Raw genomic sequence first — 20,304 nt, 5'->3', positions numbered from 1 at the left:
GGCGCGCGGCCCGGCCGCCAGTGGCAGAACAACGTCCCGCTCTACAGCGTGCTGCGCGGCGCGGTCTCCCGCATCACCGACTACCCGCGCGTCGAACTGACGGCCGTCACCGAGGTCGCCGTCGTCGGCTCCTCCGTCGAGCCGCTGATCCACGCGCTGGCCGAACTCCTGGACAACGCCACGCGCTACTCCCCGCCCAAGACCGTCGTGCGGGTGAGCGCGAGCGAGGTGCAGTCCGGCGTCGCGGTCGAGATCGAGGACGGCGGCATCGGGCTTTCCGAAGAGGCCCGCCGCCGCGTCGAGCGGCTGCTCGAAGAGGCGTCCGCCGGGCTCGACCTCGCCGACCTGGGCGAGTCCCCGCGCCTCGGGCTCGCGGTCGTGGGAAGGCTCGCACAGGAGCACAATTTCCGGGTGTCGCTGCGGCCGTCGGCGTACGGCGGCGTCCGCGCGATCCTCGTCGTACCCAAGGAACTCCTCACCACCGCACCGGTGTCCGTGGTCTCCGGTGCCGCCCCCGGGCTGGCGGCGCTGCCCGCCGCCCGAACGGTGGCCGGCGGCCCGGCGCGCATTTCGGCAGCGCCGGTGGAGAGTGCGCCGCGCGGGCGTACCGCCAACGGGCTGCCGCAGCGACACCGCAGGACCCCCGCCGAACCGCCGCGCCTGGTGCCGCCGGTGCGGACGGCGGGTCCGCCCGACACAGGTCGGCCGGGCAGCGCCGGTGCCAACCCGGCGGCGGGCGGCGGGGCGCGGCCCGCGACGCCTTCGCAGGACGACTCGGCGTCCCCGGCAGCCGACTCGGCTCCCGAACCCGGGCTGTGGCTCGCTGCGTTCCACGGTGCCGTCTCGGGTGACACCGCCGCCCCGACCGCCTCCGACGGCGGCACCGGGACCGCGGACGTGCTCGACGGCACGCCCCAGAATGAAGGTGAGCGGTGATGCAGAAGAGAGCCGATCTGGACTGGATCCTCAAGGACCTCGCCGACGGCGTCCCGCAGACCCGGCACGTGGTCGTGCTGTCGGCGGACGGTCTGTGCATCGCCCAGCACGGCTGCGACGTCGACACCGCCGACCGCATCGCGGCCGCGTGCGCCGGGCTGCAGAGCCTGTCGGCCGCCATCGCGCTGGAACTGCCCAACGGCGACGGGCAGATGCGGCTCGTCGTCATCGAGATGGACGGCGGCTTCTTCTACCTGATGGCCGCCGGGACCGGGGCGTACCTCGCGGTGCTCGCCGACGAGGGCGTGGACGCGGGGCTGATGGGACAGCGCATGCGCGATCTGGTGGCACGGATCGGAGAGCACCTGAGCAGCCCGCCGCGGGCCACCGCCGCCGGGCGGGGCACATGAGCGGACCGCGACGACTCGACTGGGGAGAGGGCTCCCCCGAGCGGCTGTACGTCCTCACCGGCGGCCGCAGCGGCTCGGCCGCCCGGGAGCAGTTGGACCTGGTCACCCTGATCGTGTCGCGGTCGTCGCCCGACCCGGCCCTGCAACCCGAGCAGGCCGCCATCGTGCGGATGTGCGGGTACCCGCTGTCCGTGGCGGAGATCTCCGCGTACCTGTCCTTACCCGCGAGCGTGGTCATGGTGTTGCTCGTCGACCTGCTCGCCGACGGCCGGGTGGAGGCCCGGCCGCCGATCCCGGCCGCGTCGCTGCCCGACGCCGAACTACTCGAGGCGGTGATGCATGGACTACAGAATCTCTGACCCGGTCCCCGGCGCGTCTCCCGGTGAGCCCGTCGGCCCGCGTCCGCAGGACGCGCTGCCCGAGACGGTCACCACGGCCGTGAAGATCGTGATCGTGGGCGGCTTCGGCGTCGGCAAGACCACGATGGTCCGGGCGGTCAGCGAGATCCGGCCGCTGACCACCGAGGAGACGATGACGCGGGCCGGCGAGGGCGTCGACCATGTCGCGGGCATCGAGGACAAGACCGAGACCACGGTCGCCATGGACTTCGGACGCATCAGCCTCAACGAACGCCTGGTGCTCTACCTGTTCGGCACCCCGGGCCAGGAGCGGTTCTGGTTCCTGTGGAACGGACTCTTCGACGGAGCCCTGGGGGCGGTCGTCCTGGTCGACGCACGCCGCCTGGAGGTCAGCTTCGACATCATCAGCCGCCTTGAGGACCGCCGCATGCCGTTCGTCGTCGCGGTCAACGCCTTCCCGGACGCTCCACGGCACGAACTGGCCGAGCTGCGTGAGGCGTTGGACCTGCCCGACTGGGTCCCGATGGTCGACTGCGATGCACGCAACCGGACGTCCAGCCGGGATGTTCTGCTCGAACTGACGCGCTACCTGCACGCGATGACGCTCGCACAGACGGAGACACGATGAGCAGCACTCCCACCGACGGAGCCCGGCACGGCGGCACGGCGACCGACGCGCTGGTCCCGCCCCCCGGGTGTCCGGCGCACGCCGGCGCCGCGGCCGCCGTGGACCCGGACGTCGTCCGGCTCAACAGCCCCGACCACCAGTCCGACCCGATGGGCGTGTACGAGCAACTGCGCGCCCGCTACGGCCCGGTGGCACCCGTACTGGTCGAGGGCGACCTGCCGGCGTGGCTGGTCCTGGGCTACCGCGAGAACCTCGAAGTGGTCCGCACCCCGAACCGCTTCTCCCGCGACTCGCGGAACTGGGGATCCTTCAACCGCGGCGAAGTCGACGCGGAATCACCGCTGCTGCCGATGCTCGGCTGGCAGCCGCTGGTGGTCTTCCTGGACGGCGAGGAGCACCAGCGCCTCCGCAAGGCGGTGACCGACAGCCTCGACCAGCTGGACCGCCGCGGCGTACGCCGGCACGTCACCCGTTTCGCGAACCAGCTCATCGACACGTTCTGCGCCGAGGGCGAAGCGGACCTGGTCGGACAGTTCGCCGAACAGCTGCCGATGCTGGTCATGACGCAGCTGTTCGGCATACCGGACGAGTACGGTCCGCGGCTGACCGAAGCCGTGCTGGACCTGGTACGCGGTACCGACACCGCCTTCCAGAGCAACGAGTTCGTCGTCGAGACCCTCCAGCAGCACATCCCGCGCAAGCGCGATCAGCCGGGGTACGACATCGGCTCGTGGCTGATGGAGCACCCGGCCGGCCTCACCGACGAAGAGGTCGTCCAGCATTCGCGCATGATGCTGGCCGCCGCGAACCAGAACACCACTGTCTGCATCAGCAACACGCTCCGCCTGGTGCTGAGCGATCCGCGGTTCCGCGCGTCGCTGGCCGGGGCACGGATGACGCTCCCGGACGCGGTGGAGCAGGTGCTGTGGGACGAGCCCTCCACCATGGTGTGCCCCGCTCGCTGGGCCGTGGGCGACACGCAGCTCGGCGACGCGCACATCAGGGCGGGGGACATGCTGCTCCTCGGGCTGGCGGCGGGCAACGTGGACCCCGAGATCCGCCCCGACCTGACCGTGCCGATGCACGGCAACCGGTCGCATCTCGCGTTCAGCGGCGGTCCGCACGAGTGCCCGGGGCAGGACATCGGCCGGGCCATCACCGAGACCGCGGTGGACGTCCTGCTGAGCCGTCTGCCGGACATCCACGTCACGGTGCCGGAGGACGAACTGGTTTCGGTGTCCACCTGGCTCTCGCGGCACCTGACCGCGCTGCCGGTGCAGTTCACGCCGCAGCCGCCGACCGCGAAGGCCGGGGAAGCCGGGTATTCGGGGGCAGGCAAGCCGTCGGCTTCGGCAACGCCCGCCGCGGTCACCCCCGCGGTGACGACCACGGCGCATGCCTCCACAGCGGCGCCCGCCACGGTCACGGAGCCCACCCCCGCGGTGACCGGGGGGCCCGGCGCGACGGAACCGGAGGGTCGCGCTTCCGCCCGGCCGAGTGTGGCCACGCCCGGACAAGCTGCGGTCCCATCGCCCGTCCTGACGTCGCGTCGGCCTTCGCTGTGGCGGCGGCTGATCGGCCGGGTGCGACGCCGCGGCTGAGGTCCTTGCGAATGCCCGGCTCCCAACCCGAGGTTAGGAGCCGGGCATTCGTGTGTTCCTGTCGGGCTTCGCCCCTACCCGGAGCGCCGGCCGGCCTCCGGGAGCACGGCGGCCAGGCTCGGGTCGCCGGCCTGTCGGGCAACCGGCTTCATCAGAAGGCTGTTCGGCCGTGGGACGGCGGCGAGCACCTCGCGTACCGGCTGGTCCGACGCGGGCCGCAACCGCCACCGGGACAAGATGGTCGCGAGCGCGATCGGCATCTCCATGCGGGCGTACGCCTCCCCGGGACATTTGCGCGGCCCGGTGCTGAACGGGAGGAACTCGGTGCCGGTGCGGGACCGGCTGCCCGCCCCCTCCCAGCGCTCCGGCACGAAGCGGTCGGGGTCCGAGTAGATCCGCGGGTCGCGGTGGACGGCATGCGGGCTGAACGCGAGTTCGGTGCCCGCCGGGATCCGCACCCCCGCCAACTCGACGTCCTGCACGGCCCGGCGCATCAGCACCGGTATCGCGTGCAGTCGCGTGACCTCGTTCAGGACATGGGGCAGGTAGGTCAGGCGCGGGATGTCCGCGAAGCCGATGGTGCCTTCGCCGACCACCGTGTCGACCTCGTCGAGGACGCGTGCCTCGGCCTCGGGGTCGTGCGCGAGTTCGTGGAAGGTCCAGGCGAGCGTCGATGCGGTGGTGTCCGTGCCGCCGATGAGGACGGTGACGAGTTCGTCGCGGACTTCCTCGTCGGAGAGCACCGCGCCGCTCTCGTCGTCGCGTGCGGCGATCAGGGTCGAGAGGAAGTCCGGGCTGTCGTCGGGGTTCTTGCGGGCGCCTGCGACGAGTTGGTCGATGACCTCGCGCACGTCGCGCACGGCCCGGTCGAACTCGCGGTTGGCGCGCACGGGAATGCGGCCCAGCAGCGCCGGCAACGCCGCCCGGGCCATGACGCCTTTGAGCAGAAAGGGCACTTGGTGGCGGATGACGTCGATTGCCGCGGTGTCGGCATGGCTGGAGAACAGCGACGTGGTGACAGTGTTGATGGTGTACTCGTACATCGCCAGGTGGACGTCCACGACGCGGCCCGCCTCGAAGGAGTCGGTGAGCGCCTGTGCGTGCGCGACCATCGCGGCCGAGTACTCCTGGATGCGGGCACGGTGGAGCATCGGCTGAACCAGCCGCCGACGCTGCCGGTTGGTGGCGTTGTCGGAGTTGAGCAGGCCGTTCCCGGTGAACTCGCGGGCCCGGTCGATCAATCGGCCCTTCTCGAACGAGCGGGCCTGGCCCACGACGACTTCGTTGATCACCTCGGGGGTGGTGAGGAAGTAGACGGGGGACGTGCCCAGTTCGACGCGAACGATTGCGCCGACGTCCCGTAGGTCGCCGATGAAGGCGAACGGGCGGCGGGCCAGCGGCAGGATGTGGCCGAGGAGAGGAAGGCGTCCGGGTGCGCGCGGAACCGACCGAAGTTCGGTCGTCATCGCGGAACTCCTTGTCACGAGGGGGCGACACGGGTCGTGGCGGGGTACGCGGTCCGGACGGTCGGCGCGGAGCCGGACCCGTGCGGAACCGCCGGTCCGAACGGGTCAGTCCGGGAGGAGCCCCCACCACCAGGCGATCGGCGAGATCGGGAGCGGTTCGTTGCTGGTGTCGGTCGGCGTGTCGGCGAAGTTGGTGGGCAAGTTCGCGGGGTCGTCGGGCGTGGTGTAGCGCCGTGACGAGATGCTCCAGTCCTGGGTGGCGCGTATGAACGTGCCCAGGCTCAGCAGGTACGTCCGCAGCTCCGGGCCCGCCGAGGTCAGCAGCCGCTCGCGGAGTCGCAGGAACAGCCAGAGCACGCGGTCGCGTTGCGAGATGGCCACGGACATCGCCTGCTGCGGCGTGATTCCGTACTCGTGCTCCAGGACCTTGATCACGTTCAGGACGAAGCGGTCGGCCCGGCTCTCCTTGTGGAAGGAGAAGATGTCGTTGTCCCACGAGATGACGAAGTACGCCATCTCCGCCAACGCCCGCACGGTGTGCGCGTCCCGGTCGTTCTGCGCGAGTTCGTAGCCGTACGCGAACTCCAGGACCGGCGAGATGATCGACGCGGCGCCGTCGTACAGCCGCATCATCGTGTAGTCGGCGAGCGCGGGCATCGTGCCGCGGCTGCGGTGCGCGGCCTCCCACACCAGGGACAGGAAGTACTCGCGCAGGCCGTCCACCCACCGGGTGGCCTGGGCGGCGGTGGCGTGCGCCGCGATGCGGCCGCGTAAGTCCCGCATGCCCCGGGCGAGCGGGTCGTCGGGCAGCATCGGCGCCTCGGGGTTCTGCGCGACGCGGATCAGCCGCGACAGTACCGGGACGAGGTCGTGCGGGTCGGCACCGGCGATGCCCTCCTCGCAGCATCCGTCGTCGACGCCGAACAGCCACATGACGAAGTCGGACAGGATGCCGACGACTTCCTCACGGCCGTCCGGCAGGATGCGGGCCGCGAACGCGCCGATCTCGTGGGTGACGAGCCGGGTACGGAGATCCTCGGAGCCGATGCCGAACTTCTCGGCCCACGCGCTGGTCTGCTGGTCGATGACAGCATGGCTCGGGTGGATGGCGGGCTCGAACGGCGAGTAGATCGGGGGGACGGTCAGTCTCTGCGACATTTGTCGATCACCTTGGGTAAGCCGCGCGGCTGAGGACGAACGCGACACTAGCGTTGTCGATCTTGGTGGCGTGATCAACTTTTGCGGAAACCCACAGGGTTTTTCGGTCAGATTCGGAAGGCCGATGTCGACACTGAGTCACGGTGTGTGACGGTCTGCCAGAACTCGCACGTCGCTCCCGTACCTCGGTCGCATCCCAGCCACGACGGCAACTTGTCGCTGACTGAACGCTGTTGCTGTCCGTACGCGCCCGGCCGACGCAATCGAGCCGAGGGGCCGCGCGTCCGGGGGACTCGCCGGGAGCCGCCGACCGTACGCGAACCTCCGCCGGCGGCCCCGTCGACGCCGTCTACCTTGCCGGAACCGGCTACCCGCGCCGGTCGCCGAAGTACGCGATGACGAGCCCGTTGACGAGGTCGGCCCGTTCCCACTGGAGGAAGTGCCCGGCGCCCGGCAGCACGACGGGTCCGGTCCGGTCGGTGAAGGCGACCTCGCTGGTGTGCAGGAAATCCGGACCGACCACGTTGTCGTCCATGCCGTAGAGGATCATCGTCGGGACGGACACCTTGCCGGACATCAGCGGCGGTTCGCTCGCCCGTCGGCCGTAGGCGAGCTGGTAGACCGCCCAACTGGCCCGCAGCCGCTCGTCCGAGGCGAACGGCTCCGTCATGAAGTCGATGTCCTCGGGCGTGAAGGTGCCGGGGGATGCCCAGAGCCGGTGGCCGTACATCTCCCCGATGTAGCGGCGCCGCTTGGCCGGGGTGTCCAGTTCGGCGGCAAGGTCGTCGGGAGTCGCGCCCTGGCGGTACCGGTAGTCGGCGGTCGGGCCGTCCGCGAAGGTGCGGATGGCGGACACGTCGATGCCCGCCGCCGCGTACTCCTCGAAGATCGCCGGCGGCGCGGTGTTGAAGTAGACCAGCTTGTCGACGAAGCCCGGGTAACGGTGGACGAGGTCGACGGCGGTCGCCCCGCCCACGTCACCCGCGACGACCCCGCAGCGCTCGTGCCCCAGGACACCGTGCACGAGGAGGTGGAGGTCCCGGCTGTAGGCGGCGAGGTCGTACACGTCGTCCGCCGAGAGGTCGGAGTCCCCGAAGCCGCGCAGGTCGGGGACGATGACCTCGTAACCGGCCTCGGCCAAGGGCCGGATGTTGCGCCACCAGATCCGCTTGGTCTCCGGATAGCCGTGCAGGAGGAGCAGGGGGTAACCGCCCACCCCTTCCCGGACGTACGCGATCTCCAGGCCGTCACGCCCTTCCGTCGCCGGGACTTCGCCGCGGTGCACGGTGAAGGCGTCCGCGGCGGGCGTGGGCGGCTGGGCGGGGCGCAGGCGTACGTCATAGACCAAGGACATGCTGGGCGGTGCCTCTCTCGGCGGACGTGGAGCCGGGTGCGCCCCTCACCCGCCGTCGACGGCGGGAGCCGGGGCACAGTCGGCAGACGGTCGCAGCGATTGTGCCCGGGATCGCGCGATCTCGATACGCAGGTTCTCGTATGTCGGGGCCAGCAGCCGCAGACCCGCTTCGAGCGCGCGGTCGTCGCCGGTCACGAGCGGGTACTGCAGTGCGCCGACGATCCGAGCCTGCCGCGCGGCGACGGCGGCCGCGTCGGCCAGGTCCAGCCGGGCCAGGCATGCGGCGGCGTCGGCGAGGCGCCGCGCGCCGACCCGCACCCCGAAAACTCGCAGCAGCGTGCGTACCTGCGGCGCGAGTCCGCGTCGGACCTGGTCGGCCAGTGCCTCGACGGCCGCCGCGCCGCCGATCGAACCGGCCGTCGCGCGGGACTCGCCCGAGTTGCCCAGCCAGGCGACGGCCTGCGGCATCGCGGCGCGCAGCGCGTCCGGCTCGGGGACGACGCGCTCCCGGACGAAGGAGTGGCGCATGACGTACGGCCGGTCGATGTACTCCACCGCCTCGGCCCGCCACGCCGCCGCGAACTCCGCCACCGGCAACGTCGCGAACGGGTGCCCGTGCGGGTCGTGCATCACCACCGTCTCCGCGCCGACGTCGACCACCACGACGTAGTGGTCCGCGATGTCGTCGCCGCTGCCGAAGGGGGTCCCGGGCTGGTAGAGCAGCAGGCCCATGTCCACGGGCCCGACCATCACCGGGCCGCCAGCGACCGCTTTCCGCAGCCGGCCGACCGCCTCCTTCTCCGTACCGCCCGCCTCGCGGACGCACGTCCAGCCGAGCAGGCCGAGCGCCGCGTCGACGCCCAACTCCGGGTCCCAGCCCAGCGGATCGAACAGCGGTACGGTCCCCGCGAGCAACTGCACACCGAAGGGAGCCCCGGTCAGCGTCTCGATCACCCCCGGCGCGGGAGCTTCCGAGCCGAGCACCATTCCGAGCGAATGCGTGTAGCAGTAGGGGCCGGAACCTGAATACGCGAACATGTGCGCCACTCCTCGATCGACGGGACCACGAGGACCGAGTAGAAGGGGTGACACGACGAGAGGGTCAACCGCACCGGGCGGCGCCGATTTCGCCGGTCCCCGTACCGGTGCCGCGGTACGCCGACGTCAGGACCGGTCGCCCGCGACGGGTGCCGCGGCCGTGCGGACGACAGACGTCACGTGGGGAATCGCGAACGCGTGTCCTGGTGGGGCGGTAGCGGTCCGCAAGTAGGCCTCCACACGATCGGTGAACGCCGCGCGCTGGTCGTCGGCCAAGGCGATCACGTAGGAGTACGTGGAGACCATGGCGAGAATGGACTCGACCGTCTGCGTCGGCGTATGCCGGAACTCCGCCCGCACGGGCGGCAGGAAGGCGGGATGCCGGGGGACGTCGGCATGCCGAAGCCATCCCGAGACGGTGATCTGGTTGCCGCTGACGTCGGCAAGGCCGCGCACCCAGTCGCCGCCGTCGTCCCACACATTCCACATCGCGGCCAACAGCCCGCCCGGACGGAGGACGCGACGGATCTCGGCCATGGCCGCGACCTGGTCGAACCAGTGAAACGCCTGCCCGACCAGGACGGCGTCGAAGCCGGCGTCCGCCAAAGGGATTCGCTCGGCGGATCCGCGTAGCGCCGGTCGACCGGGCAGGCTGCGGCGCAGTTCCGCCAGCATCGCCGGATCGGGGTCCACGGCGACCACCTCGACGGGCAACCCCGCCAGCGCCTCGCTGACTTTGCCGGTTCCGGCGGCCAGGTCCAGCACGCGCATCCCGGGGCGGTAGGCGTCGCCCAGTGCCCAACGCACCGCATCCCGCGGGTATCCGGGCCGATGCGCGGCGTACGCGGAGGCTGCCGCCCCGAACGTCGTGGCCGCCTCCGGCGTCAGCCAGGCCCCCGGACGTGTTCCGTCCCCGTTCACGCGCGCACCTCCGAAGTCCCCTGCGTACAAAGGAACCTACATGGGGCCGCTCCGCCCCGGCGCGGGGCACCGTCGAGGGTCCCGCGCTGGGGGTGGTCCGCGGTCAGCGTTTGGGGCGCAGGGTGGTGCTCCACAGGACGGTCGAGGCGCCGTCGCGGAGGCGGACGGTCAGATCGCCGCTCGGTCCGTCGATCTCGACCTCGCCGAAGTGCTGGAAGCCCTCCATCGGCGAGGCGTTCGCGCGCGGCGGGGCGTGCACGAACTCGGCCTTCGGGCCGAACGTGCCGTCCAGTGCGTTCGGCCCGAACGCGCCCGCGTTGAGCGGCCCGGAGACGAACTCCCAGAACGGATCGAAGTCCTTGAACGCGGCCCGCGACGGGTCGTAATGATGCGCGGCCGTGTAGTGGACGTCCGCCGTCAGGAAGACGATTCCGCGTACGCCGCGCCGCTGCGCGGTGCGCAGCACCTCGGCGAACTCCAGTTCGCGGCCCAGCGGCGCGCCGTTGTCGCCCTGCGCGACGCCCTCGAGGTTTGCGCCGTCCGGCACGATCAGGCCGAGCGGCAGGTCGGCGGCGATGACCTTCCAGGTGGCGCGGCTTTGCGACAGACCCTCGATCAGCCAGCGCCGCTGCCGTTCGCCCAGCAGCCCGCGCTCGGGATCGGCGTAGCGGTTGCTGTCGTTGGGGTCCTTGTAGGTGCGCATGTCGAGCACGAACACGTCCAGGTGCCGCCCGTACGACAGCTTGCGGTAGATGCGGTCGTCGCCGATCGGCATCCACTCGTGGAACGCCCGCTTGGCGCGCGCCGCGAGGACGTCGACGCGCTTCTCGGTGTAGCGGGCGTCGTCGATGACCTGGCCCGGGAACCAGTTGTTGCGCACCTCGTGGTCGTCCCACTGGACCACCTGCGCGACCTCGGCGGCGAGCGCCCGGTAGTTCGCGTCGAGCAGGTTGTACGCGAACTGCCCGCGGTACTCGGTGAGGCTCTCCGCGACCTTGGACTTCTCCGGAGTGGTCAGGTTGCGCCAGATTCGCCCGTCCGGCAGCGCCACCGACTCGACGAGCGGCCCGTCGGAGTAGACGGTGTCGCCGCTGTTGAGGAAGAAATCGGGGCGGAGCCGCCGCATCTGCTCGAAGATCGTCATGCCGCCGATGTCGGGGTTGATGCCCCAGCCCTGCCCGACCGTGTCGCCCGACCACACGAACCGTACGTCGGCGCGCTGGTGTTCGTGCGGCGCGGTGACCAGCGAGCCGACCACCGCCTGCCCGGCGGCATCGCGCTCGCCCTCGACGTGGACGCGGTAGTGGACGCGACGCCCGGACGGCAGCCCGCGCAGCCGGACGCGGCCGGTCAGGTCGTTCTCCGGGGTCAGCCACGGGCCGCGCACACGGGCCGCGCCGCGCAGGTCGGGGCGGGTGGAGTACTCGACGACGAGCCGGCCCGGGCGGTCGGCGCGCCCCCAGACGATCGCGGAGTCGGCGGTCGCGTCGCCGCTCTGCACGCCGTGGCTGAGGCCGGGCCGACCGGGCAGCACGAGGCCCGGGCCCGAGTCGGAGGTGGCCGCGCCTGCCGAGGCGGCACCGACGACGGGGGTGATCGCCAGGCCCGCCCCGACGGCGGTGCCGGTGCGCAGCAGGGTCCTTCGGTCGAAATTTCTCTCCGCAGGGGTCATAGGAGACGTGTGTAGTGGCGTTCGGCGACCGTGCGACCAACGGCGGTTTGCCGGGCCGTGAGGTCTGGCCGTCCGCTTGGCGCACCGGCTGCCCGCACTGGTCGCCCGTTCGGGTGTGCGCGCCGGCCCGTCCGTGGTCCGCCCTACGGTCTCCTCAGCCTTGCGGTCGGCCGCCGGGCGGGGTGCGCTGCCGCAGGCGTTCGCCCTGCGGCCCGAACATGATCAGGTACTCGACCGGTTCGTCGGGTGCGGCGTTGGCGAGCCCGTGCGCGGTACGGGTGTCGAACTCGACGACCTCCCCGGCGGTGAGGACCAGGTCGTGCCCGCCGAGCGCCAGCCACAGCTTCCCGTAGAGCACGCACAGCCATTCGTACCCTTCGTGGGACACCTGGGCGGGTCGCCGCGGCGGTTCACCGCGGGCGGGCAGGACGTGCTTGTGGGCGTGCAGGCCGCCGACGTACCGGGTCAGCGGGACCATCGCCTTGTCCGGAACGGCGCGCCGCGGCGCGGTGGTTCGCGGGGGGTTCCGTTTCGGGGAGGAGACGGCGGCCGCCGCGCCGCTCTCGGTGCCCTGGTCGTGGTCGTGGCCGTGACCATGATCGGTGTCGGTGCCGGTCAGCTCGTCCAGCGAGACGCCGTACACCTGCGCCAACCGCAGCAGCATCGCCAGGCCCGGCGTGCGTCGGCCGTTCTCGAACCGCGAGAGCGTGCTGAGCGGGACGCCGGTCGCCCGGCCCACGTCGCTGAGGGTCGCACCGTGTCGCTCGCGTACGGTCCGCAGCCGCGGGCCCAACGCTGCCAGCACGTCTCCAATGCCGTCGTCCGTCATGCTCGCCCGCACCTTCCCGACCCTCTGCTTTCACCCCTCTGGCCTCCTAGTTTGCCGGAATGGCAAGGCAAGGTCGCGTCGGCTGGCGGCGGCGACGCATGATCGGTGGGTCGCCGCATCCACCCCGGGCACGAGGAGAAGCCATGCACCGGTCCGTATCCGCCGCAGACCCGCGCCACCGCACGGTCGAGGCACCCGCCGGAAGGCTGCACCTGGTCGAGCAGGGCACCGGACCGCTGGTGCTGCTCGTCCACGGCTTCCCCGAGTCCTGGTACTCGTGGCGGAACCAGCTCCCGGCCCTCGCGGCGGCGGGCTACCGGGCGGCGGCCCTCGACGTACGCGGCTACGGCCGGTCCTCCAAGCCCGCCGCGACCCGCGACTACCGCATGCTCGCCCTCGTCGAGGACAACCTCGCGGTGGTGCGGGCCCTGGGTGAGGAATCGGCGGTGATCGTCGGGCACGACTGGGGCTCGAACATCGCGGCCGCTTCCGCACTCGTGCACCCCGAGGTGTTCCGCGCGGTCGGGCTGCTGAGCGTGCCCTACGCCCCGCCCGGCGGCCCCCGTCCCACCGACGTCTTCGCCGGGATGGGCGGCGACGAGGAGTTCTACGTCTCGTACTTCCAGGAGCCCGGCCGGGCCGAGACCGAGATGGAACCCGACGTCCGCGGCTGGCTCGCGGGCTTCTTCGCGGCGCTGTCCGCCGACACCATGCCCGCGCAGGACGCACCCGACCCGCACTTCGTCGGCCGCGGCGGCCGACTGCGCGACCGCTTCCCGACCGACCGGCTGCCCGGCTGGCTGACCGAGGACGATCTCGACGTGTACGCCGGGGAGTTCGAGCGCACCGGCATGACCGGGGCACTCAACCGCTACCGCAACATGGACCGCGACTGGGAGGACCTCTCCCGGTACAACGGCGCTCCCGTCAGGCAGCCGTCCCTGTTCATCGGCGGAGCGCTGGACGCTTCCACCATCTGGATGGCCGACGCGATCAAGGCGTACCCGGCCACGCTGCCGGGCCTGGTCTCCTCGCACCTGTTGGACGGTTGCGGGCACTGGGTCCAGCAGGAACGCCCCGACGAGGTCAACGACCTCCTGATCACCTGGCTGAACTCCGCGGCGCCGACGGCGTGAGCCGCCCGATGAGACCGACGGCGTGACGGCCCCGAGGCGGAGGGCGCCAACCCTCGCCTTCCGCGCGGCGCACGGCGGGACCGCCCGGGAGTGGCGGCGTGCCGGAGCGGGTGCGGGAGCGCGCGAAGTTACCGTCGGGACCATGCACGGTGATCTTCGAGGGTGGCCCGCCTGTCTGACCGCGGGCGCGGTGTTCGCCGTGTGCATGGCCGGCACCACGCTGCCGACTCCGCTGTACCCCCTCTACCAGGACAAGTTCGGGTTCTCCGAGCTCACGGTGACCGTCGTCTACGCCGTCTACGCCGCCGGGGTGATCGGCACGCTCCTCCTGGCGGGCAACGCCTCGGACGCGGTGGGCCGGCGTCCGGTGCTCCTGTGGGGCATGGTGTTCGCGGCCGCGAGCGCCGCCTGCTTCCTGGCTGCCACCGCGCTGGGCTGGCTGTACGCGGGCCGCCTGCTGTCGGGGCTGTCCGCCGGGCTGTTCACCGGCGCGGCGACCGCGTACGTGATCGAGCTGGCGCCGAAGGCCGGTGGCTCGCGGGCCACGTTCGTCGCGACCGCCGCCAACATGGGCGGTCTGGGCTGCGGCCCGCTGCTCGCCGGCGTACTGGCCCAGTACGCCGAATGGCCGCTGTACCTGCCGTTCATCGTGCACCTGGGCCTGGTGGCGGTCTGCTCCGCGGTGATCCTGCTGTGGCTTCCGGAGACGGTGCGGGACCGGCGGCCGCTGCACACCGTACGCCCCCAGCGGCCCGCCCTGCCGCCGTCGGTGCGGGCGGTGTTCGGTCCCGCGGCGATCGCGTCCTTCGTCGGGTTCGCCCTGTTCGGTGTGTTCACCGCGGTCAGCCCGGCGTTCCTCGCCGAGTCCCTGGACGTGCACAACCACGCGCTCACCGGGCTGGTCGTCGCGCTGGCGTTCTTCTCCTCGACCGCCGGGCAACTGGCCGTCGGATGGGTGGGGGTGACCCGGTCGTTGCCGCTGGGCTGCGCGGCCCTGCTGGTCGGGCTGGCGCTGCTCGCGGGCGCGCTCGTGTGGGACCTGCTGGCGCTGGTGGTGCTGAGCGCGGTCGTCGGCGGGGCCGGGCAGGGGCTGTCGTTCCGGGCGGCGATGTCCGCGGTGGCGGGCGCGACCGAGCCGGAGCGGCGTGCGGCGGTGATCTCCGCGTTGTTCGTGGTGGCCTACTTCGGCATCTCGGTGCCGGTCATCGGGGTCGGACTCCTGGTGGAGCCGATCGGTCTGGAAGGCGCGGGCCTGGTGTTCATCGCCTGCATGGCGTTCCTGGTGTCGACCGCGGGCTTCTACCTGCTCCGCCATCCGGTCGCGGCCGCCGGGCCCGCGGCCGCCGGGCGGCAGGAACAGCCGGACGCCCACTGAACCCGGCGGCGCCGCCTCGTCGTTGTGAAGGCCGCCCATACGGGACACGAAAGACGCGGCACGCGGCGACCGGCGGTCAGCGGGCGTACAGGTACCTGTTGACCGCGTCGACGTCGGTGTTCCACAAGGTGCTGAGCGGGTTCGTGCCGACGTCGAGCGCGATGATCTCGCGCGGGACCTGGACATCGATCGGGTGGCCCGCGGGAGTGTTCGCGACCCGGCCCTGGAGGTTCACGGCGAACGACTTCACCGGGTGCTCCGGCGGAGTGTCCCCGTCGTTCCACAGGCGTACGCCCGCGTACGCCTTCTGGCCCGGCGCGATCGTGGCGAGCGCCTTCGCGGGCGACTCCATGGGCGGCGTGGGGTGCCGGTCCCCGAGCACGACCTGCGGGTGGTAGTAGAGCGTGCAGCTCGTCGCGCCGATGTTGGTCGCCGTCAGGAGCACGTGGTTCGACGAGTCCTCGGTGGTGGACATGCTGATCCGGACGTTCTTGTCGGTGCACGCCGCGGTGCCGTTGCCGCCCGACGTGGTGGAGGTGCCGGAGGTGCCCGGCGTACTCGGGTCGCCGGAACCGCCCCCGGGGCGCGCCGGGGCGCGGGTCGTCGCGGTCCCGCCGGTGGGTGCCGCCGTTCCCGTCGGGTTCGGGGCGCCGGACGAGGGGGGTGCGGTGCCGCCTGTGCCGGTGGGGGCGGGCCGCGGAGGTTCGGTGGTGGACGGGATCGTGGCCGGCGCGCTCGTCGACGGCGCGGGCGTGGCCGGTGCGGTCTCCGCGGACGGCGTCGGGACGAGGAGCGTCGGCGGCGTCGTCACTTCGGCCTCGCCTCCGCCGCCCGTCAGCGCGACCGCGGCCATCATCGTCGAAACGGTCAGCACCGAAGCCGCGCACGCCACCAGCGCCGCCCTGCGGCGCCGGATGCCGTGGTGGCGGGCGTCGATGCGCGCGAAGTCCGGTGGCATGACGACGAATTCGTCGGCATGGGCGTTGAGCTGCGCCTGCAGCCAGGCCTCCGCCGCGGTGCCGGTACCGGTGCCGCCGCCCGAGCGGTGCTCAGACGCGTCCATGCTGCTTCTCCCTCTGTGCCTGCCTTCCCGCGGACGGCGGGAGGCCGGCCGCACCGTCCATCGGGGCGACGTCCGAAAGGGCGGGATCAGCGCGGAGCTTGTCCAGCCCGCGCGCCGCCTGGCTCTTCACCGTGCCGACCGAGCAGCCCATGACCAGGGCGACTTCGGCCTCCGGAAGGTCCTCCCAATAGCGCAGGACGACCGCCGCGCGCTGCCGGGGCGGCAGCCTGAGCAGCGCGTCACGCAGGGCCTCCCGCTGATCGACGCGGTGGGTCGGATCCGGCCCGGGGACGTCCACGGGCTTGTCCCCGAACACCAGCGTCGGCCGCTTCCGGCGGAACCGGTTGTTGTTGCAGTTGACGAGGATCCGGCGGACGTACGCGTCCGGCCGCTCGCTCGCCTGGATCCGCCGCCACGAGGCACCCGCACGCGCCAGCGCCGTCTGCGCCACGTCCTCGGCCTCCGCGTAGTCGCCGGTCATCAGGTACGCCGTCCGCACCAGCCTCGGCCACCGCGATCGGACGAACTCCTGGAACGCAGCCGCATCATCAGGTCTCACCCCGTACCTCCCTACCCCCACAAACACGCATTCGGGCCGTCCGCGTTGCACGGCGGCCCGGGTTCCTTGCGGCAAGGCGGAGAGGGAGCGGCGCGAAGGCGCCCGCCCGCGTGGTGAAACCGACTGTGGCGGATTTTTCCCTTGCGATAGCTTCCTCTTGGTTCACTTCCGGCGCAGACGCGAACCGCGGGTCTGCGCCGAGTCCTCGTCCTGACCTGGGAGTATTTGTGCGTTCTGCCCGAATAGCCGCCGTCGCCACCGCCGCCGGCATGGCCATGTTGGCCATGTCCGCCTGCGGCACGGAGAAGGCCGGTGAGGCGAGCAACCTGACGGTGGACGCCAAGACGCTTGCGCAGCAGACGCAGCAGAAGGTCAAGGAGACCGAGACGGTCCGCATCACCGGCGGCGGTACCGTCGACTTCGGCGACGGCGAGACCATGGACCTGAGTGCGGAGATGTGCTTCACGTCCGACGAGACGCTGAAGGGGAAATTCTCGTACGACAAGGCCGAACTCGAGGTCCTGCTCGTCGACGGCAAGGAGTACGTGAAGGGTTCGCGCGCGTCCTGGGACGCGTGGTACTCGATGCTGTTCGACCTGGACAGCGGCGAGGTGAAGGTCGACCGGGCCGCGTACGACCAGCTGCTGGCCCTGGTCGACGGCCGCTGGATCATGAACGAGGCGGAGTCCTCCGACGACACCGCCTCGCCCGCTCCCGAGGCGTCCGCCACCGATCCGTTCGGCGGCGAGTCGTCCGACTCCGCGGGCGGGGACGAAGACGACGACGGCGCGGGCGGGTTCGCGGACTTCACCGACATCCGGGAGCTGTTCGGCGACGACTACGGCAAGGTCGTCAAGGGCGAGCCGGTCGAGTACGAGGGCAAGCAGGTCATCCCGCTGAGCGTCACGGACGAGGACACCGACGAGGTCACCACGGTGTACGTACCGGAGAAGGGCAAGCAGATCCCGGTGCGCCTCACGTACGAGACTCCCGGCACCGCCGACAAGGTCGACTTCAAGTTGACCTCGGGCGGCGGCTCGTGCGGCGTCAAGGTGCCGCCGGCGGACCAGCTCGTGGACAAGGCCGCCTACGAAGCGGTCGAGGGCAAGGTCTTCGACTTCGACTTCGGAGACATGGACCTCGACGAAGAGGGCGCCACCGGCGACGCCTCGGACAGCCCGGTCCCCGGCGGCACGGCGACGGGCGGCGCGGGCTTGTGACGCCGCGTTTGACATAGTGATCGACAAAGCCCGGGTCCCCGATTTGACGGAGTCTTCTGCCATGCGTACTCGCCGTTTTGCCGCCGCCGTGTCCGTCACGGTCCTCGCGCTTGTGGGTCTCACCGCCTGCGGTGACGACGAGGAGCAGGACAACACCAAGACCGAGGCCAAGGCCCTGGCGGACCAGGCCGTGGCCGCGATGGACAAGATCGAGTTCCTGTCCAACAAGGGCTCCGGAACGGACGAGAACGGCAACCCGATCGGCATCGACGCGTGTGCCGTGATGAAGACCAAGGACGTCAAGGGCACGCTGAAACTGGGTGACGAGTCGGCCGAGATGCTCGAGGTCGGCCGCGTCCGGTACATCAAGGCGACACCGCTGGGCTGGGCGCAGTTCGCCGGAAGGCCGGGGGACGCGAGGGTCGCGGACCTGTTCGAGCAGGCGTCCGAGGGCAAGTTCGTCAAGAGCGAGCCGGAGCCGGGGGACGCGGCGACCGTCGACTTCTTCGACGGCAAGACCGACAACGTCACCAAGGGCGCCGTGACGACGTTCCAGGGCAAGGACGTGGTCCCCCTGGTCCAGGAGCGGGACGAAGACGGCGACAAGGTCAAGAAGACGTACTACATCGCCGCGAAGGGCGAGCCGGTCATCGTGGGCCAGGTCGAGGAGACCGTCGGCGGCAAGGAGCGCGAGGAGACGGTCTTCACCAAGACCGACAAGTGCGAGGTCTCCGCGCCGCCGGCCGACCAGGTCATCGAGGAAGCCGAGTTCAACAAGCGGGTCGACGAGGCACAGGGCAACTGACGGTTCACTCGCCGGGTGCGGCCGTCATCGAGACCAGGGTCTCGGCGGCCGCCTCCGCCGCGGACTCCACTCTGGTGACTCCGGCGGCCATCGAGGCGTGGCCGTCGGAGAGGACGGCCACCAGCAGTTCGTGTCCGTCGTGGACGATCCGGCCGATGCTGTTGACCACCCACAGGCCGGTGGTGTTGCGGGGGAGCCAGCCGTTCTTCAGCGCCGGGCCCTCGGATCCGGCGGCCCCTTGCCCGGGGTCCGCGGCGGCCGAGACACCCCAGGCCTGGTCCTCCGCGACCGCCTCCATCAGGCCCAGCGCGTACGCCCGCGAAGCGGCGCTCAGCGGCGACGACTCCGCGGTCAGGGCGGCCAGCAGGCGCAGTTGGTCGCCGACGGTGGTCGTGTCCAGGCCCCAGGTCTCGGTGTCCGGGTTGGTCTCGGCCAGACCGAGCCGGGCGTTGGCCGCCTCGAGGGCGGGCGCACCGCCGAGGGCGCTCCACAGGGCGAACGCCGCGTCGTTGTCGCTCTGCCGGATCATCGCCGAGGCGGACGCCTTCTCGTCCGCGGTCAGGGCGCGGTCCTCCTGCTGGGCCTGGAGCAGCAGGGCGGCGAGGATGTCGACCTTGGCGATGCTGGCCGAGACGTAGGCGCGTTCGCCGTTCACCTCGGCCGTGCGCCCGTCGGCGGTGTCGAGGACCGCGACCGAGAGCTCGCCGCTCCAGGTGCCGTCGAGCGCGTCGGAGACCGCGGCCTCCAGGGCGGCGTCCGACTGGGCGTCGTCAGACTGGGTGCCGTCGTCCGGCTGGGCCTCGCCGTCCGGCTCGGAGTCGGCGGCCGGGGCCCCGGCGGTGGATTCCGGCGGGGTCGCGGACTCGGCGACCACCAGGCCCGCGGTGTCGCCCCCGGCGTCCCCGCCGACCCGGCCTAGCGGCGTCACGAACAGCACCGCGACGACGGCGACGAGGCCGAGCAGGAAGGCCAGCGGCAGCGTCGACAGGCGTATTCGAGGGCGGCGGTGTTTGCGGGGCATGACCCGACGGTCGCGAGCCGGCCTGGGGTTGTCGTGAGGGCCGTCTTAACGCCGCATGAGAACAACGCAAGGCCGCGCCGCCGCGGGCCGGACCCCGGCAGTGGCATCTGACGCGCGAGGGCCCGGGTCGGAGGCCGGGGGCGGGGGCCCGGGGGTTTCGACGGTGGCCTCGTCGCCCTTGGGGCGGACGGGAGCTTCTTGATCGCGTACTTGCCGTCCAACGCGTTCTGCTTGAGCCCGATGACGTCCCGCTCCATCTTCAGGCCGCTCACCTCGGTGATCTGCCGGACGAGGGCGTTGTCGAACTCCAGGCCGACCGCGCGGCCCACAGAACTGTCGAGGTCGGGAAGTGGCATTTTGCCCGTCTCCTTCGCTTGGTCGTGTCCCGGCCTGGTCATCCGGCGCTGTTCGGCCTCACGTCCAGTTGGGCACTGCGCCGCTCGGTCGTTCTGCCACTTGTCGATCCCTCCGGTGCCGCCGGACAGTTGGGCGAGGCGGAAGACCCGAACTCGGCGGGCTTCACCGGGGCAGACCCCGATCTCGCAGACGACCTGCCCGGCGTCGATGCTCTCCGGCGGGTTCGTCTTGCGGTCGCACTTGACGCAGAACGCCTCGTCGGGGGTGAGCCCGAACAACGCGCCCCTGCGCCACTCGTTGACCAGGAACGCGGACATCGTGCGCGGGACGCGGGCCACAGCGCGTCGTCGTTCGGCTCGAAGAACCACCTGTTGCGTGCCGTTGCGGACCCTCCGG

Annotated in this window: 19 protein-coding genes and 1 pseudogene; 9 read left to right on the top strand and 11 right to left on the bottom strand. The window is 71.6% G+C overall.

Translation table 11 applies throughout. The annotated features are described in order from the left end of the window. From AB0C36_RS08340 to AB0C36_RS08320, 5 genes are all read left to right on the top strand, one after another. On the top strand, positions 1-936 hold a 936-nt coding region (locus AB0C36_RS08340; RefSeq protein ID WP_358351083.1), incomplete at its 5' end, for a sensor histidine kinase. Continuing rightward, a complete protein-coding gene (locus AB0C36_RS08335) occupies positions 936-1,346 on the top strand; it encodes a roadblock/LC7 domain-containing protein (protein ID WP_435839008.1) in 411 nt (136 codons plus the stop codon). The genes AB0C36_RS08340 and AB0C36_RS08335, both read left to right, overlap by 1 nt. After that, positions 1,343-1,705, top strand: a complete 363-nt coding sequence (locus AB0C36_RS08330; RefSeq protein WP_358351080.1) for a DUF742 domain-containing protein — start codon at positions 1,343-1,345, stop codon at positions 1,703-1,705. The genes AB0C36_RS08335 and AB0C36_RS08330 overlap by 4 nt, the downstream gene beginning before the upstream one ends. Continuing rightward, positions 1,686-2,333, top strand: a complete 648-nt coding sequence (locus tag AB0C36_RS08325) for a GTP-binding protein (RefSeq protein WP_358351077.1) — start codon at positions 1,686-1,688, stop codon at positions 2,331-2,333. Before AB0C36_RS08330 ends, AB0C36_RS08325 begins: the two co-directional genes overlap by 20 nt. Beyond that, positions 2,330-3,934, top strand: coding sequence for a cytochrome P450 (locus AB0C36_RS08320; RefSeq protein ID WP_358351074.1), 1,605 nt, complete (start codon positions 2,330-2,332; stop codon positions 3,932-3,934). The genes AB0C36_RS08325 and AB0C36_RS08320 overlap by 4 nt, the downstream gene beginning before the upstream one ends. Positions 3,935-4,008: 74 nt before the next feature. Here the strand turns inward: AB0C36_RS08320 and AB0C36_RS08315 are convergent, their stop codons facing one another. From AB0C36_RS08315 to AB0C36_RS08285, 7 genes are all read right to left on the bottom strand, one after another. Further along, positions 4,009-5,400 (bottom strand): cytochrome P450, encoded by a 1,392-nt coding sequence (locus AB0C36_RS08315; protein ID WP_358351071.1) that lies wholly within the window; start codon positions 5,398-5,400, stop codon positions 4,009-4,011. A gap of 105 nt (positions 5,401-5,505) precedes the next feature. Then, positions 5,506-6,558, bottom strand: coding sequence for a selina-4(15),7(11)-diene synthase (locus tag AB0C36_RS08310; RefSeq protein WP_358351068.1), 1,053 nt, complete (start codon positions 6,556-6,558; stop codon positions 5,506-5,508). 367 nt (positions 6,559-6,925) lie between these two features. After that, the gene (locus AB0C36_RS08305; RefSeq protein ID WP_358351065.1) at positions 6,926-7,912 is read right to left on the bottom strand and encodes an alpha/beta fold hydrolase; all 987 of its coding nucleotides are present in this window, start codon (positions 7,910-7,912) and stop codon (positions 6,926-6,928) included. Between the two features lie 45 nt (positions 7,913-7,957). After that, positions 7,958-8,950: a YobF C-terminal domain-containing protein gene (locus AB0C36_RS08300; RefSeq protein WP_358351063.1), complete on the bottom strand. Its 993-nt coding sequence runs from the start codon at positions 8,948-8,950 to the stop codon at positions 7,958-7,960. Positions 8,951-9,076: 126 nt separating this feature from the next. Next, positions 9,077-9,871 (bottom strand): class I SAM-dependent methyltransferase, encoded by a 795-nt coding sequence (locus AB0C36_RS08295; RefSeq protein WP_358351060.1) that lies wholly within the window; start codon positions 9,869-9,871, stop codon positions 9,077-9,079. A 103-nt stretch (positions 9,872-9,974) separates the two neighbouring features. Then, positions 9,975-11,543 carry an alkaline phosphatase D family protein gene (locus AB0C36_RS08290; protein WP_358351058.1) on the bottom strand — a complete coding sequence of 523 codons (1,569 nt, stop codon included), beginning with the start codon at positions 11,541-11,543 and terminating at the stop codon, positions 9,975-9,977. Positions 11,544-11,697: 154 nt separating this feature from the next. Beyond that, the gene (locus AB0C36_RS08285) at positions 11,698-12,372 is read right to left on the bottom strand and encodes a helix-turn-helix domain-containing protein (RefSeq protein WP_358351055.1); all 675 of its coding nucleotides are present in this window, start codon (positions 12,370-12,372) and stop codon (positions 11,698-11,700) included. Positions 12,373-12,515: 143 nt separating this feature from the next. Between AB0C36_RS08285 and AB0C36_RS08280 the strand changes: the two genes are divergently transcribed. Both AB0C36_RS08280 and AB0C36_RS08275 read left to right on the top strand, forming a co-directional pair. After that, on the top strand, positions 12,516-13,508 hold the full coding sequence (locus tag AB0C36_RS08280; protein ID WP_358351052.1) for an alpha/beta fold hydrolase: 993 nt from the start codon (positions 12,516-12,518) through the stop codon (positions 13,506-13,508). A gap of 142 nt (positions 13,509-13,650) precedes the next feature. Continuing rightward, positions 13,651-14,883: an MFS transporter gene (locus AB0C36_RS08275; RefSeq protein WP_358351050.1), complete on the top strand. Its 1,233-nt coding sequence runs from the start codon at positions 13,651-13,653 to the stop codon at positions 14,881-14,883. Positions 14,884-14,959: 76 nt separating this feature from the next. Here AB0C36_RS08275 and AB0C36_RS08270 read toward each other — a convergent pair whose 3' ends face one another. Together AB0C36_RS08270 and AB0C36_RS08265 are read right to left on the bottom strand one after the other, a co-directional pair. After that, complete coding sequence (locus AB0C36_RS08270; RefSeq protein ID WP_358351047.1) at positions 14,960-15,946, bottom strand: DUF4232 domain-containing protein; 987 nt, start codon at positions 15,944-15,946, stop codon at positions 14,960-14,962. Then, positions 15,933-16,505, bottom strand: coding sequence for a SigE family RNA polymerase sigma factor (locus AB0C36_RS08265; protein ID WP_358351045.1), 573 nt, complete (start codon positions 16,503-16,505; stop codon positions 15,933-15,935). Before AB0C36_RS08265 ends, AB0C36_RS08270 begins: the two co-directional genes overlap by 14 nt. A gap of 227 nt (positions 16,506-16,732) precedes the next feature. On the opposite strand from AB0C36_RS08265, the gene AB0C36_RS08260 reads away from it, so the two are divergent. Both AB0C36_RS08260 and AB0C36_RS08255 read left to right on the top strand, forming a co-directional pair. After that, the gene (locus AB0C36_RS08260) at positions 16,733-17,725 is read left to right on the top strand and encodes a hypothetical protein (protein ID WP_358351042.1); all 993 of its coding nucleotides are present in this window, start codon (positions 16,733-16,735) and stop codon (positions 17,723-17,725) included. Between the two features lie 61 nt (positions 17,726-17,786). Continuing rightward, a complete protein-coding gene (locus AB0C36_RS08255; protein ID WP_358351039.1) occupies positions 17,787-18,530 on the top strand; it encodes a hypothetical protein in 744 nt (247 codons plus the stop codon). Between the two features lie 4 nt (positions 18,531-18,534). Here AB0C36_RS08255 and AB0C36_RS08250 read toward each other — a convergent pair whose 3' ends face one another. Together AB0C36_RS08250 and AB0C36_RS08245 are read right to left on the bottom strand one after the other, a co-directional pair. Next, positions 18,535-19,551, bottom strand: a complete 1,017-nt coding sequence (locus AB0C36_RS08250) for a serine hydrolase (RefSeq protein ID WP_358351036.1) — start codon at positions 19,549-19,551, stop codon at positions 18,535-18,537. 455 nt (positions 19,552-20,006) lie between these two features. Beyond that, positions 20,007-20,275: pseudogene (locus AB0C36_RS08245) on the bottom strand (phage tail sheath family protein); the annotation flags it as partial. Positions 20,276-20,304: the final 29 nt, after the last annotated feature.

The sequence above is a fragment of the Streptodolium elevatio genome (genome assembly GCF_040649515.1).
Classification (GTDB): domain Bacteria; phylum Actinomycetota; class Actinomycetes; order Streptomycetales; family Streptomycetaceae; genus Yinghuangia; species Yinghuangia elevatio.
Note: the sequence above shows the minus strand (reverse complement) of the source record. Positions and strands in the feature narration are given on the sequence as shown.

What these genes read in the sequence shown, in the direction of transcription:
- AB0C36_RS08335 (WP_435839008.1), top strand. Translation starts at nt 936, where the DNA reads ATGCAGAAGAGAGCCGATCTGGACTGGATCCTCAAGGACCTCGCCGAC.
- AB0C36_RS08330 (WP_358351080.1), top strand. Translation starts at nt 1,343, where the DNA reads ATGAGCGGACCGCGACGACTCGACTGGGGAGAGGGCTCCCCCGAGCGG.
- AB0C36_RS08325 (WP_358351077.1), top strand. Translation starts at nt 1,686, where the DNA reads ATGGACTACAGAATCTCTGACCCGGTCCCCGGCGCGTCTCCCGGTGAG.
- AB0C36_RS08320 (WP_358351074.1), top strand. Translation starts at nt 2,330, where the DNA reads ATGAGCAGCACTCCCACCGACGGAGCCCGGCACGGCGGCACGGCGACC.
- AB0C36_RS08315 (WP_358351071.1), bottom strand. Translation starts at nt 5,400, where the DNA reads ATGACGACCGAACTTCGGTCGGTTCCGCGCGCACCCGGACGCCTTCCT.
- AB0C36_RS08310 (WP_358351068.1), bottom strand. Translation starts at nt 6,558, where the DNA reads ATGTCGCAGAGACTGACCGTCCCCCCGATCTACTCGCCGTTCGAGCCC.
- AB0C36_RS08305 (WP_358351065.1), bottom strand. Translation starts at nt 7,912, where the DNA reads ATGTCCTTGGTCTATGACGTACGCCTGCGCCCCGCCCAGCCGCCCACG.
- AB0C36_RS08300 (WP_358351063.1), bottom strand. Translation starts at nt 8,950, where the DNA reads ATGTTCGCGTATTCAGGTTCCGGCCCCTACTGCTACACGCATTCGCTC.
- AB0C36_RS08290 (WP_358351058.1), bottom strand. Translation starts at nt 11,543, where the DNA reads ATGACCCCTGCGGAGAGAAATTTCGACCGAAGGACCCTGCTGCGCACC.
- AB0C36_RS08285 (WP_358351055.1), bottom strand. Translation starts at nt 12,372, where the DNA reads ATGACGGACGACGGCATTGGAGACGTGCTGGCAGCGTTGGGCCCGCGG.
- AB0C36_RS08280 (WP_358351052.1), top strand. Translation starts at nt 12,516, where the DNA reads ATGCACCGGTCCGTATCCGCCGCAGACCCGCGCCACCGCACGGTCGAG.
- AB0C36_RS08275 (WP_358351050.1), top strand. Translation starts at nt 13,651, where the DNA reads ATGCACGGTGATCTTCGAGGGTGGCCCGCCTGTCTGACCGCGGGCGCG.
- AB0C36_RS08270 (WP_358351047.1), bottom strand. Translation starts at nt 15,946, where the DNA reads ATGGACGCGTCTGAGCACCGCTCGGGCGGCGGCACCGGTACCGGCACC.
- AB0C36_RS08255 (WP_358351039.1), top strand. Translation starts at nt 17,787, where the DNA reads ATGCGTACTCGCCGTTTTGCCGCCGCCGTGTCCGTCACGGTCCTCGCG.
- AB0C36_RS08250 (WP_358351036.1), bottom strand. Translation starts at nt 19,551, where the DNA reads ATGCCCCGCAAACACCGCCGCCCTCGAATACGCCTGTCGACGCTGCCG.